Source organism: Aureimonas altamirensis (assembly GCF_001463885.1).
Lineage (GTDB): Bacteria > Pseudomonadota > Alphaproteobacteria > Rhizobiales > Rhizobiaceae > Aureimonas > Aureimonas altamirensis.
The window spans coordinates 117168-135406 of the sequence record NZ_BBWQ01000020.1; the positions used below are offsets into that span (position 1 = coordinate 117168).

An 18239-nucleotide genomic window follows, 5' to 3' on the forward strand; every position below is an offset into this window, starting at 1 on the left:
ATTCCGCCAGCGCCTTTTTCTTGTTCTGTTTCATCCGCGCCTCAGCCGGCGGCCGGACGCGCCAGCCGTTGCAGGCGCGCGGCAATGGGCATGCGCAGGTGAGCCAGCGCCATGGGGTTCGCCAGGCCCTGCTTGAGGGCCCCGCCGATGGATCTATCCTTGATGTGCCGCACGACTTCAAGGAAGGCGGCCGCATCGTCGAGGCTTTTGCGATGCGCCGCCATTGCGGCGCGCTCGGGGCCGGACAGGCGATGTGCGGCAAGAAAAGCCGCATCGGCGGCAATCAGCGCCTCTACGTGGTGCGCGTGCAGGACACGCGAGATCGAGCCCTGACGCACGACGTAGACATAGCCGGTCTCGGGCTCCACGACGCAGCGTCCGCCATGGGCCATGGCGCTGGCCAGGAAAATGAAATCCTCGCCGATCCGCAAACCGTCGGGATAGTGGATATCGTGCTGGCGCACGAAGTCACGCCGCACGATCGGCTTCATGTACCCGAAATTGAAGCGGCTGCGAAACATGCGGTTGGACAGGATGAACGCTTCCAGCGAGATGGCGGGCGTACGTCGCAGGAGCGCTTCGGGAAACATCGGGTGAGAGCGCCCATTCTCGGCGATCTCGATGTTGTCCACCACGATGGCCGCGTCCATCCTCTCGCCCCGGGCGATCATGCGGGCAAGCCTGTCCGGGCGGACACTGTCGTCGCAATCCAGAACTGCCAGCCAACGCCCCGTTGCCAGCCGCATCGCGGCGTTGCGCGCCGCGCCGGGGCCGCCGTTCTTGTCTAGGGAAACGACCTTGATGCGCGCGTCGCCTATCGCCCGCGCGGCATCGGCCGTGCCATCGCCGGAGCAATCGTCCGCCACCACGCACTCTACGCTGACGCCTTCCTGCGCCAGGGCCGAATGCAGCGCGGCGGGCAGCGTGTCGGCGGCCTTCCATGCCGCGATGATGAAGGTGACGTCAGGCTGCATCGGGCGTCTCTCCACGATGCGGCGCCGTGCCGTAATGCTCGCTCTCGCGCACGCCCAGAAGCCCAACCACCGCGCCCGCATGCAATGTGCCGCGCAGGGCATGCCGGCGGCTGGATGCCGTTGCCGGAAACGTCGCGGCGGCCATCGCCCAGCACCATCCGGCCTTGGCCGCGGCGCGCGCCATCTGGCCCGCCTGTCGGGCGGCGGAGCCCGGCCCGATGACGATGCGCGCATGGGTCTGCCCCATGCGGAACCGCCGGCGCGCCAGCCAGCCGAAGGTTGCGCGCGCCTTCGGCACCGCTTCCCGCACAAGCGCTTCCGGGGCATAGGCGATGTGCCCGCCATCGCGGGTAAGGCCGGTGAAGAAGTCGGTATCCTCGCCGCCCGTCCGGCCAAGGGAAAGATCGAAGCGGCGTCCGGCAACGCAGGGTGCCTCGCGGTCCAGAAGGACGTTGCAGGTGTAGCCGGTCAGGATCCGGCCATCGACATGCACGGGCAGGGTCGAATGAAGATCGGCCTGCCGCATCCAGCGCGGCGCATCCTCGCCATACACCGCCTCCACGGGCCCCAGCACCGCCGCGGCGCGCTGCCGGCGCGCGCCGTCGAGCAGGGCCGCGATCCAGCCCGGATCGGCCGTTTCGTCGTCGTCGATGAAGGCGATGTAGCGTCCCGATGCCGTATCGAGGCAGGCATTGCGTGCGATGGATATGTTTGCGGCCGGCGCATGGACATAGGTGACGCGGTGGCGGGACGCGCTCCGGAAGGCGTCGACGGTGGCGCGGGCGGTGGGCTCGGTGTCATTGTCCGCAACGATGACATGCAACTCCACACCGTCCGGCACGACGAGCCTGTCCAGGGACGCCAGCGCCTCGGCCAGTTCGGGCCTGCGGAAGGTGCACATGCCGATATCGACGAGAAGGCGCGCCTCGGTCATGCCGGCACCTCGCGGCGACGCGCGGGCCGGACCAGCGCCGCCCAGAAGCCGGCGGACCATGCCGCGTGCATGATCACGGCCGACAGGCCGGCCAGCACACCCTCGCCCGGGCGCCCTTGCCGAAAGCCGAGGGCCGCGCCATAGGCGAGGCAGAGCAACAGATAGGAAACCGCCGGCAGCGCGAACACCCATGCCACCGGCGCCAGCAGGGCCATGGCCAGCACCGGCGCAACGAAGACCGGTACGAGTTGGCGCAGACGCGGTCGGCCACGATGCTTCATCAGGTTCATCGCGCGGCCCTTGCCATAGCCGAAATATTGCCGCGCAAGAGCGCGAAGGCTGGCGCGCGGATAGTAGGTCATCCGCGTCCGGCCCGTCATCCAGATACGATAGCCGGCCGCACGCAGACGATGATCCAGTTCGGCATCCTCATTGTGGCTGAAGCTCTCGTCATAGCCGCCGACGGCCCGGAAGGCGGCTATGCGCATGGCGGCGTGATGCCCATGATCGACGAAGGCGCCGCCACCGCCGGCCCGGTGCGCCGACCCGCCATTGCCGAGGCGCGAGTTCTGCGCCAGTGCGGCCGCGCGCTGGCGGGCACCCTTGCCCTGCGTCACCATGGCGACGACGACGGAATCCGCTCCTGTCGCCTCCGCGTCGGCCAGCACGCTGTCTACGAAATCGTCCGGATAGTCGCCGTGGGCATCGATCCGCAACAGCCAGTCGAAACCGTCGCCATAGCGTGCGACGGCTTCGTTGATGCCGGCGCTCTGGATGCGACGGGCATTGTGGAAGAAGGAGATCCGTCCACCGGCGCGTGCCCGGATACTATCGAGCGTGCCATCCGTGCTGCCGCCATCCGCCACCACGATCTGCGCATCGAGGCGCGCCGCCGCCTCGTCGAGGCGGTCGAGCAGCGGCCCGATATGGGCCTGTTCGTTCAGGCAGGGCACGACGATCAGGCAGCGCATCAGCCTGCGGCCTCCATCACCGCGCGCCCTTTGGGCCGCGCCTCTCCGGGCAAGGCGGCCAGGCGCGCCACAAGGGCCGTGCATTCGCGCGGGCCGCATACCCAGAACGAGCGCGGACGGGCAGTCACGCGGGCCCGCTCCGCTGCGTAGCCTTCCTCAGTCAGCGGCAATGCCGCCAGCAAAGATTCCGGCGTCGCCGCATTGACAAGGATGCCGAGGTCCCGGCGCGCCAGCGTACGCCCGGTTTCCGTGCCCGACAGGGCGATCGGCACCACGCCATGCAGGCAGCTTTCGTAAAGACGGTTGGGCAGCAGCCAATCGGAATTCAGCCCTGCTTCGAAATAATCGATCGCCCAGGCGAAATGCACTTCGCCGTAGATGGCGGACAGTTCGTCCGGGTTGCGATAGGGCCCTTCGAAGCGGATGAAGGGCTCCTGCGCGACGCGGCCGTGGAAATCGTCGAACTCGCGCAGGGCCGGCCGGCCGCGCAGCACGACTTCGATGCGCCCCTCGGCCATCCGCGTGAGCTGCGACAGGATGTCCAGCGACTTGCGGCAGCGCAGGGCGCCGAACCAGCCGATGGTCCACGGCTGGCCCGGCGGCGGCCGACGCGGCTCGTCGCCTGCCGCCACCTCGCCCCCGCCAAGGTCCAGAACCTTGTTCTCCAGAAGGAGGGTCGGCAGCGTCATGCCTTGCCGCGGCTCGAAATACTCCCGCACGAAGGCGGGTGAACTCGTCATCAGCAGCGCCGCATCACCGGCAAGGGCCCGTTCGATGGCACGCATCGCGCGGCCTTTCAGCCCCTCGCCCAGAAGCAGGCGGTGGATATCGAGGCTCTCATACACAAGCGCCGGGCGCGGCCGGAAAAACCCTGTCGCACGCCGCGCCAGGGCCAGCATTTCCAGGTTTCGGGCCACGATCACGTCCGGGCGCGCAACATCGCCGAGCGTGCGGCGCAGGCTCAGCGCGGCCGTCGCCACCATGGTGATCCGCTGCTTGAAGTCGCCATCGGCCGTCACGCCCAACATGATCGGGCGGCCCGCGCCGATCCGCTCCGGAACGTCTCCACGGCAGAAGCCTGCTGTCTGCACGCGCGCGCCGCCGGCCTCAAGCATGGCAACGCGCCGTGCGACAGCCGGATCGGAAAGATCGTGGACAAGATAAAGGATCGTAGGCATGCCGTGCGGACCCCGTGCAACCTGCAGATTAGAGGCTAAGTAAAATCTTGTGGCATTGCAACATGATTGCTGCACCACAGCAATTATGCTTAGCCCCTATTGCGTGCCGGCATCGTCAAGCCGGCAGACGATGGATTCCGGATACTGGCAGGCGTCCCCCTGTGCGGTGAACGATACCCTGTCGACTTCCATAACCTTGCGGCCCTCGTCCTGGAAGCGGCCCATCCACCCCGTCAACGTGTCGGTTCCCCAAAGCGCCAGGTAGATCTTCTGGGCATTCTGCGGCAGCTTCGCAGGGTCGTCGGCCGTGTGGACGAGTTCTCCGTTGATGAACCAGCGGATACGCTCGGGCTCCCAGATGAAGGCATAGTCGTTGAAGGCGGCATCGGCGCCGCCAGCGACATCCACGAGCTTCTCGTTATTTCCGACGCCGTCGACATATTGGTTGAGCTGAACCTGCGACGGGTCCTTGCCGAGAAACTCGAAGTCGATCTCGTCGTGCGGCTTGCCGTGTGTCGGGCCGATATAGGTGAACAACGAAGAGTTGAGGCCGGAGCCGGCAACAGGCTTCATCCGCACTTCATAGGCACCGTACTTGAACTCACCGCGGGTCTGGATCTCTCCGCAGGCGTAATCCCTGTCCCCGGCCTGGCGCTTCTCGAAGGCCAGCCGCAACGTGCCGTCCGAGATGCCGATCTGGCGCTTGGACCAGGCACAATTCTGGTGGTCGCCATTGGCCCAGCCATCCGAGACGTACCAGCGCTTCAGGTCCAGCCGGTCGAAATCCTCCACGAAGGAGGTTCCGTTGCCACCCGCCCCGGCCGCCAGGGCGGCAGTCGGAGCGGCGAAAATCAATGCTGCGAGCGCAGGGATACGCATGGCGCAGGCTCCTTGTCTGGCAGGAACGCTCACCCCTCCCCGGATGGGCCGACCGCTCCGACGGCAAATCCCATGCCGTGGAAATATGCGGGATAGGCCTTTCCCTCGGGCGTGCCTGCAACCTCGTCGAGATGCAACCGGGAGCTGTGCTCGGCCTGCGGGTTCGTGTCGAAAGACTGCGCCTTGTGGTTTATGTGCGTTTTCATCACGCCACCTTTTCGTTTGCAGTCCGCCGACCGTTCGGGCAGCCAAAATCGCTCGCCATGCTGCGGTGCGGCGGACATCACTCGCCCGCGAATGCGGGCAGATTGTGACAGGAGCTGTCACGGCGAAGCGTCGTGCGGTGCGGAAGATCGTTATATTTTTGGGTGGATGCAACCCTTGATTTCGCCAACATTGTCATCCGACTCAAGGCCTGCGACAGTTTGATGCGCTGCAGCACAGGTCGGCGCAGACTACCACGGAAAGGGTTGGACGTGCCATCGGTAACCGTCGTCATACCGTTCTACCAGAAACAGTCGGGCATCCTGTCCCGGGCGCTCGACTCCGTTTTCGGGCAGTCCGGCGTCATGCCCTCCGTCATCGTCGTGGACGACGCCTCACCCGTTCCGGCAGAGCCCGAAATCCTCAATCGGGCACCATCGGAGCAGGCGCGGGTGACACTGGTGCGACAAGCCAATGCCGGGCCCGGCGGGGCGCGCAACACGGGCCTGGACCTCGTACCCGACGATACCACCCATGTCGCGTTCCTGGATTCGGACGATGCGTGGCATCCCGGGCACCTCGCAGCCGCGCTCGACGCCATGGGCCGTTTCGACGCCGATTGCTGCTTCGCCACCATCACCGGTGGCGAGAGCTTCGATTACCACTCCACGGTCGAGGCTCTGGAGGGCACGCCCGGCTTCGTCACCCTGTCGAACGAACCGCTGACGCTTGCCGCGGATGGGCTTGCCTCGCGGATGCTGGAAGACTGGTCCTACCTGCATTTGTCCTGCATGGTCATGACCCCGCTTGTGTATCGCGCCGTCCGCTTCGATCCGGAATTGCGACTGGCCGCCGAAGATATCCTCTTCATGAACGAAAGCGTGTCGATGGCCCGGCGCACCATATTGTCCGCGCACACCGGAGCCCTGCGTGGCGAAGGCGCAAACATCTTCCACGGCATCACCAACACCGCGCCGTCCTATCTGGCGCAACAGTTCAACACCCTGCGCGCGCTGAAGTTTCTGTCGCAACACGCAATGGCCGACGACGCCGGCTCGGCGGCGCTGTCGCAACGCGCCGAGCGGGCGCGCCGCGAGGCATTGTGGGGACAGGTCGCCCGATCGCGGCGCGGCAAGGCCCCGCAGCTTGCGCTCCTGGCGCGTTGGGCCCGGACGGACCCGGCCATCCTGCGCAGCGCCGTGCGGCTTTGCCTTTCGAAACTCCAGAAACAATGACCGGCGGTCAGACGACCGGCCATCCCTCGGACAGTTGCCTGTGGCGCGGCAGTTCGGCCGGGCGGCGGTCCAGGCGGCGAAGGAGCGTTTCCAGCTTGTCGGCTGCGATACCGGTGGCGATGCCCGGCAGGGCCCTAGGCCTCGAAAGGCCGGCAATCCCCGCCCGCACCAGGCCATCCGATGCCTTGTCGTCCAGGAAGCGCCGCAACTCGTAGCGTTTGCGGATATGGCCCGCATGGCGCTCGAGGGCATCGCGCACATCCGCGCCCATCGGCAGGGCCAGCAACGCAAGATCGGCCTGCCAAAGAAGCCGGAGATCCTCCGTTCGATGACGGCCGCTCAGCGAATCGGCACGCACGATCGCCGCGTAGCCGCAATGATGCACCACCTTGTACCGAGCCCCCGCCAGCAGCGCCCGCACATAGAATTCGTAATCCTCGCCGAGGCGCAATTGCTCCTGGTAGCGAAGCCCATGAGCCTCCAGGAAGCTGCGCCGCATGACCGGCTTCAGAAAGCCGATCTCCCCGCGAGAGTGGCCGCGCCGCGATACGTTGCCGTCGATGAAGCCGGCCGCGCCGAGCGTGCTTGCGGGGCGTTTGCTGGCCGCGATCTGAGGAAGAGGGTCGAGCGCGCGATCCGCCGGCACAAACAGGATATCGTCGGCTGCGAAGTCCCACCCCTCTTCGTCCAGAAGGGCATCGAAGCGGCCCGGCAACAGAAAATCATCTGCATCCAGAATCGCGATCAATGGCGAGGACGAGGCATCGATCGCCCGGTTGCGAGCCGCCGCCGGCCCGGCATTGGCGGGCTGCACAAGCACGGTCAGGCGGTTGGAGCCGTCGTCCGCAGCGCGTGCAACGGCAGCCGTATCGTCCGACGACGCGTCGTCGACGACGATGACTTCCCCGACATTCCGGTCGGCCAACGCGGAAATTATGGCCCGGGCGATCGTCGCGGAAGCGTTCATCGCAGCGATGATCACTGCGACCTTCAACCTGTCTTCCATAAACGGATTCCGCCTTCAGCTCTTTTGGTCGTCTTCGGCCAAAAGGCTGACCCGGAAACGTGGCGAGTTCAAGTGCCTTTGCCGCTCACTCGTAAAGCGGCAATTAGAAATGATTGTGAAAAACGTCGGACCCGACCTTGTGAGCATCGGGCTGAATATCGCGACGCTGGCCGTTCTCGGCGACGTTTCCTGACCGCCATACAAGAAACAATACGCCCATGAAGTAACCAACCTGGATGATGAGCGCGCAAACAAGCGTCTGCACTGCCGTTGTCCAGACAGACCCCGTCAGCCAGTAAATTGCGATAGCGAAGGCTGCGAGAGCCAGCAACATGCCACGTAAAAATAGAACGAACGACATGATTATAATACCATCATCGTGGCGAAGAACGATGCAGGTTCAACATTTGCGCCGCTTTCCTTGAGCCATTCAGGCCCTGGCTGCTCCCGGCAGCGCGGCTGTCTTTCCTCAACAGCGATCTTCTAAGGTTAGTAAAGAAACACAAGTTTTATCTCAATATGGTCCATCCGTAAGGCCAAACGCACCATAGAGCAATATGGATGCGGCCCAATAATCAATTTTTGGTAGATTTTTTTTCGCAGCGCACGCTAACCGATTTAATAAGCGGCCATTCGCAAACGTGATCCCGCCGTGAGGGCCATGTATCGTTTCTGATGTCGAAAGTATTTTTCTAGAATATACTTACACTGCGTTTACGTTGGGAACTCAGTTTTGATACGTGACAAAAAATTGTCAAATTCATCACCCTATACGGTCGGCCTTGACTGATTTTTAGCCATCCCTACTGAGGCGAATCCGACGCTTCAACTGCCCAAGTAGCCCCGCGGGTTACGGAGAACGCCAGTAAAATTATGGTCTTCCTGAAAAATTCGATAGAAAGCGCGAAAGCCTGGTTGCACTGCAACATGTTTCGCGTATGCTCGCTGTGTTCGTCATCCTCGGTTCGGAGTTTGCAACATGCGAACGGCTGATAGGCTCCTTAGCAAGCCCGCACGTCTTTTTGCGCGGTCGGAGGGGCAGACGCCGCCTATCGGCGGCGTGATCAAGCGGACATTCGATCTTACCGCGTCAATCATCGCGCTTATCCTGCTGGCGCCCCTGTTCATGATGATCGGGGCGCTCGTTAAGTCCGGCGACGGGGGAAGCATCCTCTATGGCCACAAGCGGATCGGCCGGAACGGCGAAACGTTCCATTGCCTGAAATTCCGCACTATGGTCGAGAATGGCGACGAGGTGCTGCAACGGCATCTTCGCGACAACCCCGAGGCGCTGGAAGAGTGGACCGCGACGCGCAAGCTCCAGAACGATCCGCGCGTAACGCGTGTGGGCCAGGTTCTTCGCAAGCTCAGCCTGGACGAGCTGCCGCAGATCCTGAACATCGTGCGTGGCGAGATGTCGGTTGTCGGACCGCGCCCTGTCGTTTCCGAAGAACTCGATTATTACGGGCCCGCAGCCGAATTCTACCTGGCGTCGCGCCCGGGATTGACGGGGCTCTGGCAGGTCAGCGGCCGCAACGACGTGTCCTACGCCGCACGCGTGGCCTTCGACACGCATTACGTCCAGAACTGGTCTCTTGCGACCGACCTTGCGATCATCATCAAGACGGTTCCGGCCGTCGTCGCCTCGCGCGGCAGTTACTGACCGCGCCTGACGCGGCATCCGCCGGCCTGCCAACGGGCATGCGCCGGCACAGGAGGCTTTCTTGACGCTCCGTCCCTCTTTATTCCGCCTCGCCGGCGCGCTTGTCGCTGCCGGCATATGCATGCCGGCCAGCGCCCAGGACAGCGGCGACGGCTACCGGCTCGGCGCCATGGACAAACTGCGCATCCGCGTCGTCGAATGGCAGAGCGCGGAGGGTGCGGTCCGCGACTGGAGCGCCCTTGGCGGCGATTACCTCGTCGGCCCCGACGGGTCGATCTCCCTGCCCTTCATCGGCCAGATCGAGGCTGCCGGCCGGACCCCGGCCGAGATTGCATCCGTGATCGGCGAAGACCTTCAGCAGACACTAGGCCTGATGGACAGGCCGAACGCATCGGTGGAACTGGCCGAATTCCGGCCGGTCTTCGTGGCAGGCGACGCACAGAATCCCGGCCGCTACCCATACGATCCGGATCTGACGGTGCTCAAGGCCGTCAGCATCGCAGGCGGCCTGCGCCGCGCCACCGACAGCAACATGCGCCTGGAGCGCGACGTCATCCGCGCCACGGGCGAGCATGACGTCGTCGAAGCCAACCGCAATCGGCTGATCGTCAAGCGCGCGCGCCTTGAGGCCGAGGCGGCCAACCGCACCGAGTTCGACGCGCCCGCCGAACTGAAGGGCCTTCCGGACTTCGCGTCCATGATCTCGGACGAGACGTCCATCATGGAGACGCGGCGCAAACGGCTGGACCTGCAGCTCGAAGCACTGGACGACCTGAAGCAGCTTCTGGCCAATGAGGTCGAGGCGCTGCAAAAGAAGATCGTCGCCCAGAACCGCCAGATAGAGCTGACCCGCAAGGAACTCAGCGGCATCGGCGACCTGTCCAATCAGGGCCTCGTGGTCAATTCGCGGCTTCTGGCCGTCGAGCGGACGATGGCCGAACTGGAAACGCGCCTGCTCGACTACGAGACGGCGTTGCTGCAGGCGCGTCAGGAAATCACCAAGGCGCAGCAATCGGCAACCGACCTGGAAAACGACCGGGCCGCGGAGATCGCCCGCGAGCGCCAGCAGGTGGAAGCCGACATTCGCGCCGCCGACCTGCAGCTTGCCACCAACCAGAACCTGGTGTCGGAGGCGATGGCGCAGGCGCCCGTGGCCAATGTCGGCCTGTTCAACGAGAATGTGCGGATCGAGTACAAGATCGTCCGCACCGTCGAAGGCGAACCGCGAGAACTTTCCGCGGAAGAGAACACGCCCGTCCTGCCGGGCGACGTGGTCAAGGTCGCGCTTGCGGCGATCCCCGTGAACTGACGGCAACGCCATGCGCATCGCCAGGGCATGGCTGATCGACCCGCAGCGCAACAGCCTCTACGGCGTCGCCGCGATGACGCTGTCGGTCTTCGTGTTCGCCTACTCGACCATTTTCGGGCCGATCTCGATCTTGGCCTATTACGCGCTGTGGCTGCCGCTGATCTTCGTGGATTACCGCAAGGTGCTGGGCTCTGTCGTGCTGGCGCCATGGATCGTGGCCTTCGTGGCCGTCGCGCTTTTGTCTACCTTCTGGTCCGATGCCTTCTCGACAACGGCGCGCGCCAGCGTCCAGTTCGCCACGCATGCGCTCTGCGCCCTGATCGCCGTCAATACGCTATCCGTGCGCAATCTGACGCGCGGCATCGTTATCGGGGTCGCGCTGGTACTGGTCTACTCGTTCCTGTTCGGCCACTACAGCTACGACGCGCTCGACGGAACCTACAGTTTCGTGGGCGCCTTCTCGTCCAAGAACCAGCTCGGCCTCTATGCCTCGCTCGGCGTCTATTTCGGCCTTGCGGCCGTGTTCATCCTGGGTGAACGGGGCTTGTGGCGCATCGGATGCCTCGCAGGCGTCCTGTTCTCGGCCTACGGAATGGTCGCGTCGCAATCCGCGACATCCATCCTCGCAACGGTGGCCACCGTGCTGGTAACCTACGGCCTGCGCGTCCTGCTTGCCTTTCGTCCAAGCCACCGCCGGGTCATCCTGATCGTCGCCATCCTTGCCGTCGCGGCGCTCGTGCCGGTGCTGGCCGGGGCGGGGTTCGCCGACGCCGTGCTGGGGATATTCGGCAAGGATTCCACCCTGACGGGCCGCACCTATCTCTGGGCGCAAGGCATCGCGGCCGGCAACCAGAACCCTTTAGGGGGCACGGGCTACTATGCCTACTGGGTGCAGGGTTTTCCGGAAGCCGAACGCCTCTGGTACGAATTCTACATCGCCACGCGAACCGGCTTCCACTTCCACAACACCTATATCGAACTCTATGTGGAGCTTGGTTTTATCGGCCTTCTGGTCATGACGTTCTTTTTGTACCGGACGCTGTTCGGACATCTTGGGGCGATGACGCGGGATGCGCACAACCCCACTGCGCACCTGATGTTCGGCCTCGTCACCATGTTCGTGATCCGATCCTTCGTGGAGATCGACATCATCACGCCCTATACGATCGGCGCTTTCCTCATGTTCTATGCCGCCGGGCTTCTGGTGAAGCGACGGCGCGCTTCTGCGGGCGCTCAAGCTGCGGCGGCCATGACGGCACGGCGCGGCCCGCATTCAGGAGGGTCAGAAGCGGTGGCACCCGCGCGATGATCTGCAGCGCCACGACCGAGGTTGCCAGCGCCGCAAAGGGCAGCCCGAAGAAGGTGATCGGGAACAGGTCCGACCCGTAATTGCCGAAGGCCCGCCGCAGCAGGATCTGCCCGTAGTCGAACAGGATCGCGTGGCTGCAGAAGGCGAAGAAGACATAGGGCTCCAGCTCGCGGCACAGCTTGCCGAAGCGCAGCGTGGCCAGAAGGCTTGTCAGGCGCCAGATCGCGGCCGCCATGGAAAACCGCAGCGCGATGTCGAAGGCGGTCGACGCATCCTCGCTCCAGTTGACGATCGAGCCCTGGTTCACGCGGACGACCAGGAAGACGGCGACGATCGGCAGAAGCGCCAGCGACAGCGGAGCAGCGATCCTGTCGAGGTCGTCGCGTGTCAGGCCCCTGTCCCTCAGCCACAGGCCGGCCGCGAAGAACAGCATCAAGGGCGGCCTTTGCAGCAGATGCAGCGGTTCGCCGAAGAACGCAAAGAGGAGCAGCGCGCCCGCCGTAGCCAGAGGCGCCCGCCGCAGGCCTGCCAGTAGGATCGGCGTGAACAGGCAGCAGACGAACAGATCGCGCAGGAACCACAGCGGCACGACCATCGGCCATTCCGTTATGGCCAGGAAGCCGTTGGCGAGGCCCATCGCATCGAGCGCCGGGAGCTTGTCCCATTTGCCGGTCAGCAGGCCATAACCCACGATACAGGCCAGCATGACGCTGTTCCAGGCGACAAGCGGCACCAGCAGCGTCAGTGCCTTGGACCGGTACAGCCGCAGCGTGCCGATCTTGGCGATGGTGCTTACGATGAGATAGCCGGAAACGATGCTGAGCAGGGCGACGGAGCTCAACCCCATCACCCGCGTCAGCAGAAAGTAGGCGATGTCGAACGCCCCTTCCGCCGGCCGGGCGTTGACGTCATCCGTGACACCGGCCTGAATGTGCACGAACATCATCATGAAGATGCAGATGGTGCGGCCTATGCGGATGCGGTCGGAATCCTGCGGGTCCAGGCGAGTTGCGCCCGATGCGTGCGGTGCCGGGAAAGCCATCCCACGGTCCCTCCTGTTCGGAACATGCGTCCCCGGCGCTCGATCGGCGATACGCGGAGGGAAGTCTGGTTCGTCAGTTGGGGCGGCCCCTGGACATCGATGCGGGCCGCGCGAGACGATCGGGTCATCGACCGTCTTTCGTAAGGTCGACAAAGTATGCCCGATGGAATGTGGCATCGCAATGCACAATCACTAATTGATATCGCAAGCGTTGATTCTGTCGACAGGCCGCGCGTGCGAATACGGAATGGTTCCAATTCTCACGCGCATGTTCTAACCCTTGGATAAAGCGCGCCGGGCCGGTCCGTCGGCGGCGCTCCAATGGAATGGAAAGCCCGTGCCCGAGATGCCCGAAGGCCAGAACCGTCCTGCTGGCGATACACCCCGCGTTGCGCTGTTCGTCACCTGCCTCGTGAACGTCATGCGCCCCGCCATTGCGGAGTGCACGATCGACCTTCTCGAAGCGGCCGGAGCGCGCGTCGAGGTGCCCCTGGCGCAAACCTGCTGCGGCCAGCCCGCATTCAATTCGGGCGACGAGGCCGGCGGTGCGCGGATGGCCAAGCACCAGATCCCGCTTCTGGAAGACTATGATTATGTCGTGGTGCCCTCCGGCTCCTGCGGCGCGACGATGAAGCACGAATGGCCGAAGGCGCTGGCGGGGGAGCCGCAATGGGCTGCACGGGCAGAGGCGCTGGCCGGGCGCACCTACGAGGTTCTGACCTTCCTCAGCGACGTGATGCATTTCGTGCCCAAGGCGCCGCCGCTGGCCACGAGCGCCACCTATCACGATACCTGCTCCGGCCTGCGCGAACTCGGCATCCATGATCAGCCCCGCCGCCTCCTGGCTGCCGTCGAGGGTCTGGAGATGCGTCCTTTGCCGGGGGCAGACGTCTGCTGCGGGTTCGGCGGAACCTTCTGTGTGAAATATCCCGCCATCTCCAACGCCATCGTCGGCGAGAAGGCGGACGCGATCGAGGGTACGGGGGCGGCGATGCTGCTCGGCGGTGACCTCGGCTGCTTGATGAACATGGCCGGCAAGCTGCAGCGGCGCGGCTCTTCGGTACGGGTCTTCCATACGGTGGAGGTTCTGGCCGGCGCGGCGGGCGGACCCGCCATCGGCGAAAAGGGAGACGGGCGATGAGCGAGCTGGCAACGCTTCCGCCGTTCAAGACGCGGGCCGGCGAGGCCCTGGCCGATGGCTGGCTCAAGACGGCCATCGACCGCACCACGGGCACGGCGCGCACCAAGCGCGCGGCCATCGTGGGACAATGGCCCGATTTCCAGGTGGCGCGCCAGCGTGGCAAGGCCATCAAGGATCATGTCGTCGCCAATCTCGGCCACTACCTTGCCGAGTTCGAGCGCAATGCCATCGCCAGCGGCGCGCATGTGCATTACGCGTCCACGGCAGACGAAGCCGCCGACCTGGTCGTGCGCCTGTGCAAGGAGGCCGGCGCACGCAGCGTCACGCGCTCCAAATCGATGCTCGGCGAAGAGATCGGGCTGCCGCATGCGCTGGCGGAAGCCGGCATCGAGCGTGTCGAGACCGACCTTGCCGAACATATCGTGCAACTGGCCGGCGAGCGCCCCAGCCACATCATCTGGCCGGCGCTCCACAAGACGCGCGAGCAGATCTCGGAACTGTTCAAGGCCGCCCACGACGACCCGCACGGAGAGGAGACGCCCGAGGCGATGGCCGCCTCTGCCCGACGCTTCCTGCGCGTCAAGTTCCTCGAGGCCGATATCGGCATATCGGGCGCCAACTTCCTTGTCGCCGACAGCGGCTCCGTGTGCACCGTCACCAACGAGGGCAACGCGGAGATGACCACGACGCCGCCGCGCGTGCACATCGTGACGGCCGGCATCGAAAAGCTGATCCCATCCGCCGCCCATGCCGCCACCATGCTGCGGCTGCTGGTGCGCTCCGCCACAGGCGCTGCGCTTACCCAGTACACGACTTTCCATACCGGCCCGAAGCGCCCGGGCGATCTCGACGGCCCGGACGCATTCCATATCGTTCTCGTGGATAATGGTCGCACCCGCATGCTGGCCGATCCGGCCCTGAAGGACATGCTTCGCTGCATCCGCTGCGGCGCGTGCATGAACCATTGCCCGGTCTTCAACCAGATCGGCGGCCATGCCTATGGCGGCACCTATCCCGGACCGATGGGCGCCGTCCTGACGCCCGTCTTCGACGGGCTCGAAAAATCGCGCGATCTGGTCGGAGCCTGCACGCTCAACGGCCGCTGCCGCGAAGTGTGCCCCGTCGACATCCCCCTTCCGACGCTTATCAAGGGCTGGCGCGACCGTAGCTGGCGCGAGGGACTGGAACCCGCAACCATGCGCAGCGGCGTCAAGGCATGGGTATTCCTGTCCACCCATCCGCGCCTGTATCGTGCGGTCGGCCGCCTCGGATCGCTGGCCTTGCGTATCCTCGGGCGCGGCAACGGCCGCATCCGGCGTCTTCCGCTGGCTGGCGGCTGGACGCAATTCCGCGACATGCCCACGCCCGACGGCCCGTCCTTCCTAGCCAGTCGGGCCGCGCGGCAAAGGAAAAAGCCATGAGTGCGCGGCAGGACATCTTCGAGCGCATCGCACAGGCAATCGGCCCCGCCCGGCCACCGGCAGAGATCGCGGCCGAGGCAGCCGCCCTCCTGGCCGACCCGGAGGCCGTGCGCCCCCCAACCCCGCGCGGCGACCTCGGAACGCGCTTCATGGACGCCGTCACGCGCCTGCCGCCCGGCGCCTCGGTGGAGCAGATCGACGACATGTCCGCCCTGCCTGCCGCCGTCGCCCGGCGTCTGGCTGCGATGGGCCTTGAGCCGGCGCTGAAGATCCAGCCCACCCCGGACTTTCAGGCGCTGGATTTCCAGGCCGTCGGAATCGGTCTGCGCGACGCGGTGGACGACCGCACCTCCCTGTCGCTGGCAGAGGCTGCGATTGCCGAAACGGCAAGCCTCGTCATCCGGTCGGGCCCGCATATGCCGATCCTGGATGCCTTCCTGCCGCTGCACCATCTGGTGGCCGTCCGGCGGCGCGATATCCTGCCCTACCTGGACGATTTCCTCGACCATGCCGATCTTGTCCGCAGCCGCAACGTCGTGATCGTAACCGGGCCAAGCGGCACGACAGACATCGAAGGCAGCCTCGTGATCGGCGTGCACGGCCCGGCCACGCTGCATATCTTCGTCGTGGACGAGGGCTGAGCCACCGCCATGTGGACACGCCGCTTGTCCGGGACAGACCCGTTCGAGGCAGCGCGGCGGCTGCGTCCGCTGGGCGGCCTCGCCTTTCTGGACAGCGCCGCGGCCGGGCCGCCGCTCGGCACGCGCTCCTTCGTCGCGGCAGCGCCGTTCCTGCGTTACGAGATCGATTCGCTGAACGGCGACCTCGAATCGCTGCGCACGCTTTTGGCGCGATACCGGATCGAGGCGGACGGTAGCCGTGCGATGGCCGGCGCGGCGATCGGCGCTGTTGCCTATGATTTCGCCCATCGCCTCGAAAGGCTCCGCAAGCCGCCTGATTGGGACGACCAGGCGCCCCTCGCCGCGTTCGGCCTGTACGGCACGGTGCTGACCTTCGACCACATATCCGGCCAGGCCGTCATGGCGAGCGCCGGCTTCTCGCAGGCACACGACAGGCATACGCCCGCCACCTTGCGCCGTGACGAGGCGGAGCGGCAGTTCGATCATATCGAGGCCGCCCTGGCGGCGGAGCCGCAGCCGCTGGCGCACAATCCGCCGGTTACGGGTTTTCGTTCGGATTTCACGCGCGCCGATTACGAGCGCGCCATAGCGCGCGTGCGCGCCTATATCCGCGAAGGCGATATCTATCAGGCAAATATCGCGCAGAGTTTTTCCGCCGAGCTTCCGGACGGCTTCGACGCCCTCGCCTTCCATGGCGCCCTGCGCAACCGCAACCCAGCCCCCTTCGCCGCCTATCTGGAACTACCCGAAGAGACCGTCGTGTCCTCTTCGCCGGAGCGGTTCATGGCGCTGGCCGGCGATGCGATCGAGACGCGTCCCATCAAGGGGACGGCCCGCCGCTTGCCCGATCCGGCACAGGACAGGCAGCAGGCCGAGGCGCTTCTGGCCTCGGTCAAGGATCGGGCGGAGAACGTCATGATCGTCGATCTCCTGCGCAACGACCTGTCGCGCGTGGCAATCGCCGATACGGTCGACGCCCCGGTGCTGTGCGGCCTGGAAAGCTACGCATCCGTCCACCATCTGGTGTCGGTGGTCACTGCGCGCCTGCGCCCAAACCTCGATGCACTCGACATCGTGGCGGCCTGCTTTCCCGGCGGGTCCATCACCGGCGCCCCGAAGATCCGCGCCATGGACATCATCACCGAGCTGGAGCGACGGCGGCGCGGCATCTATTGCGGCTGCATCGGCTATCTGGGGTTCGATGGCTCGATGGATTTCAACATCGCCATACGCACCGTCAGCCTTGCCGCCGGCCGGGCGCGGCTGTCGGCAGGCGGCGGCATCACCATACTTTCGGACCCGCAGGCCGAGTACGACGAAAGCCTTGCCAAGGCGGCCCGCCTTCTCGAAACCTTCGAGGCCGGCTCATGATCGTGATGATCGACAATTACGACAGCTTCGTCTTCAACGTCGCACGCTACTTCGAACGGCTCGGGCTCGATATGCGCGTGCTGCGCAACGATGCCGCCAGCGTCGACGCCATCGTCGACATGGCGCCGCAAGCGGTGGTGATTTCGCCCGGTCCCTGCACGCCGGCGCAAGCCGGCATCTCGACCGAAATCGTGCAGCGCCTGTCGGGGCAGTTGCCGATCCTCGGCGTCTGCCTTGGCCATCAGGTCATCGGAGAGGCATTCGGTGGCCGGGTCACCCATGCGCGGATGCCGCTGCATGGGCAGGCCTCGGACATTCTGCACACTGGCGAGCGGTTGTTCGCCGGCTTGCCCAATCCGGCGCGCGCCGGGCGCTACCATTCCCTCATCGTCGAGGAAACGCCGGAAATGGCGTCGTCACTGACGGTCGATGCGCGATCGCCGGAAGGCGAGATCATGGCCCTGTCGCATCGCACCCATCCGACCTACGGCATCCAGTTCCACCCGGAATCGGTGCTGACACCGGACGGGCTCGGCCTGATCGCCAACTTCATCGCCCTCGCCCGCCGGCAATAAGCCATGCCGGATCGAACCAGCGGTCGGCCGGCCCGTCATAGGGGACGCGGTTGATGTCCCAGTGCCGGATCAGCGGGGCATAGACGTCCCAGACCGAAGGGCCGCCACCGATATAGACGACCCGATCCGCAAAGCGGGACAGGACATCCCCCGGCTCGTCGCTGGAGCGGATTTCAACGATGGTCCTGTCGGCCTTCGCGAAATCGGGAAACGAGGCCACCGTGCGCGGGCCCGCCACCAGGACATGACCGCGCGTGATCTCGAAGAAGCGTTCGACGTCCTCGACGAAGGGCCGCTCGCGGGCGCCCTCCCAAGGCAGGACGCCGTTCAACCCAAGCTGGCCGCTACGGCCGATCGCGCAGATCGCGCGGACGTCAGCCATCCTT

At 65.2% G+C, this 18239-nt stretch carries 18 protein-coding genes and 1 pseudogene; 9 read left to right on the forward strand and 10 right to left on the reverse strand.

Annotated features, from left to right (window positions below):
• Positions 1-41: 41 nt before the first annotated feature.
• The 6 genes from AUL31_RS15155 to AUL31_RS20370 form a co-directional block, all read right to left on the reverse strand.
• On the reverse strand, positions 42-974 hold the full coding sequence (locus tag AUL31_RS15155; protein WP_244489425.1) for a glycosyltransferase family 2 protein: 933 nt from the start codon (positions 972-974) through the stop codon (positions 42-44).
• Positions 964-1908, reverse strand: a complete 945-nt coding sequence (locus AUL31_RS15160) for a glycosyltransferase family 2 protein (RefSeq protein WP_060609006.1) — start codon at positions 1906-1908, stop codon at positions 964-966. Before AUL31_RS15160 ends, AUL31_RS15155 begins: the two co-directional genes overlap by 11 nt.
• Positions 1905-2879, reverse strand: a complete 975-nt coding sequence (locus tag AUL31_RS15165; RefSeq protein WP_060608470.1) for a glycosyltransferase family 2 protein — start codon at positions 2877-2879, stop codon at positions 1905-1907. Before AUL31_RS15165 ends, AUL31_RS15160 begins: the two co-directional genes overlap by 4 nt.
• The gene (locus AUL31_RS15170; protein ID WP_060608473.1) at positions 2879-4057 is read right to left on the reverse strand and encodes a glycosyltransferase; all 1179 of its coding nucleotides are present in this window, start codon (positions 4055-4057) and stop codon (positions 2879-2881) included. The genes AUL31_RS15165 and AUL31_RS15170 overlap by 1 nt, the downstream gene beginning before the upstream one ends.
• 96 nt (positions 4058-4153) lie before the next feature.
• Positions 4154-4936 (reverse strand): endo-1,3-1,4-beta-glycanase ExoK, encoded by a 783-nt coding sequence (gene exoK, locus AUL31_RS15175; RefSeq protein WP_060608476.1) that lies wholly within the window; start codon positions 4934-4936, stop codon positions 4154-4156.
• A 29-nt stretch (positions 4937-4965) separates the two neighbouring features.
• The gene (locus AUL31_RS20370; protein WP_156417296.1) at positions 4966-5142 is read right to left on the reverse strand and encodes a hypothetical protein; all 177 of its coding nucleotides are present in this window, start codon (positions 5140-5142) and stop codon (positions 4966-4968) included.
• A 270-nt stretch (positions 5143-5412) separates the two neighbouring features.
• Here AUL31_RS20370 and AUL31_RS15180 point away from each other — a divergent pair, with 270 nt between their 5' ends.
• Positions 5413-6375, forward strand: coding sequence for a glycosyltransferase family 2 protein (locus tag AUL31_RS15180; protein ID WP_060609009.1), 963 nt, complete (start codon positions 5413-5415; stop codon positions 6373-6375).
• Between the two features lie 7 nt (positions 6376-6382).
• On the opposite strand, the gene AUL31_RS15185 is transcribed toward AUL31_RS15180, so the two are convergent.
• Together AUL31_RS15185 and AUL31_RS15190 are read right to left on the reverse strand one after the other, a co-directional pair.
• Positions 6383-7342 carry a glycosyltransferase family 2 protein gene (locus AUL31_RS15185; protein WP_409359976.1) on the reverse strand — a complete coding sequence of 320 codons (960 nt, stop codon included), beginning with the start codon at positions 7340-7342 and terminating at the stop codon, positions 6383-6385.
• A 142-nt stretch (positions 7343-7484) separates the two neighbouring features.
• Positions 7485-7742: an exopolysaccharide production repressor protein gene (locus tag AUL31_RS15190; RefSeq protein ID WP_060608483.1), complete on the reverse strand. Its 258-nt coding sequence runs from the start codon at positions 7740-7742 to the stop codon at positions 7485-7487.
• 618 nt (positions 7743-8360) lie between these two features.
• Between AUL31_RS15190 and AUL31_RS15195 the strand changes: the two genes are divergently transcribed.
• The 3 genes from AUL31_RS15195 to AUL31_RS20815 all read left to right on the forward strand — a co-directional run bounded on the left by AUL31_RS15195 (position 8361) and on the right by AUL31_RS20815 (position 11662).
• Positions 8361-9044 (forward strand): sugar transferase, encoded by a 684-nt coding sequence (locus tag AUL31_RS15195; RefSeq protein ID WP_060608486.1) that lies wholly within the window; start codon positions 8361-8363, stop codon positions 9042-9044.
• A 61-nt stretch (positions 9045-9105) separates the two neighbouring features.
• Positions 9106-10353: a polysaccharide biosynthesis/export family protein gene (locus AUL31_RS15200; protein WP_073469370.1), complete on the forward strand. Its 1248-nt coding sequence runs from the start codon at positions 9106-9108 to the stop codon at positions 10351-10353.
• A gap of 10 nt (positions 10354-10363) precedes the next feature.
• Positions 10364-11662: an O-antigen ligase family protein gene (locus AUL31_RS20815; protein WP_060608492.1), complete on the forward strand. Its 1299-nt coding sequence runs from the start codon at positions 10364-10366 to the stop codon at positions 11660-11662.
• A 25-nt stretch (positions 11663-11687) separates the two neighbouring features.
• On the opposite strand, the pseudogene AUL31_RS20720 reads toward AUL31_RS20815, so the two are convergent.
• A pseudogene (locus tag AUL31_RS20720) lies at positions 11688-12881 on the reverse strand (acyltransferase family protein); the annotation flags it as partial.
• 169 nt (positions 12882-13050) lie between these two features.
• On the opposite strand from AUL31_RS20720, the gene AUL31_RS15215 reads away from it, so the two are divergent.
• From AUL31_RS15215 to AUL31_RS15235, 5 genes are read left to right on the forward strand one after another with little or no spacing between them, the layout of a single operon-like run.
• Positions 13051-13845 (forward strand): (Fe-S)-binding protein, encoded by a 795-nt coding sequence (locus AUL31_RS15215; RefSeq protein ID WP_060608498.1) that lies wholly within the window; start codon positions 13051-13053, stop codon positions 13843-13845.
• Positions 13842-15266 carry a LutB/LldF family L-lactate oxidation iron-sulfur protein gene (locus tag AUL31_RS15220; RefSeq protein WP_060608501.1) on the forward strand — a complete coding sequence of 475 codons (1425 nt, stop codon included), beginning with the start codon at positions 13842-13844 and terminating at the stop codon, positions 15264-15266. The genes AUL31_RS15215 and AUL31_RS15220 overlap by 4 nt, the downstream gene beginning before the upstream one ends.
• Positions 15263-15907 carry a LutC/YkgG family protein gene (locus AUL31_RS15225; protein WP_060608505.1) on the forward strand — a complete coding sequence of 215 codons (645 nt, stop codon included), beginning with the start codon at positions 15263-15265 and terminating at the stop codon, positions 15905-15907. Before AUL31_RS15220 ends, AUL31_RS15225 begins: the two co-directional genes overlap by 4 nt.
• A 9-nt stretch (positions 15908-15916) precedes the next feature.
• Complete coding sequence (gene pabB, locus AUL31_RS15230; protein ID WP_060608508.1) at positions 15917-17278, forward strand: aminodeoxychorismate synthase component I; 1362 nt, start codon at positions 15917-15919, stop codon at positions 17276-17278.
• Positions 17275-17853: an anthranilate synthase component II gene (locus AUL31_RS15235; protein ID WP_060608512.1), complete on the forward strand. Its 579-nt coding sequence runs from the start codon at positions 17275-17277 to the stop codon at positions 17851-17853. The genes pabB and AUL31_RS15235 overlap by 4 nt, the downstream gene beginning before the upstream one ends.
• Here the strand turns inward: AUL31_RS15235 and AUL31_RS15240 are convergent.
• Complete coding sequence (locus tag AUL31_RS15240) at positions 17828-18235, reverse strand: dihydrofolate reductase (RefSeq protein ID WP_060608514.1); 408 nt, start codon at positions 18233-18235, stop codon at positions 17828-17830. The genes AUL31_RS15235 and AUL31_RS15240 overlap by 26 nt on opposite strands.
• Positions 18236-18239 lie beyond the last annotated feature (4 nt).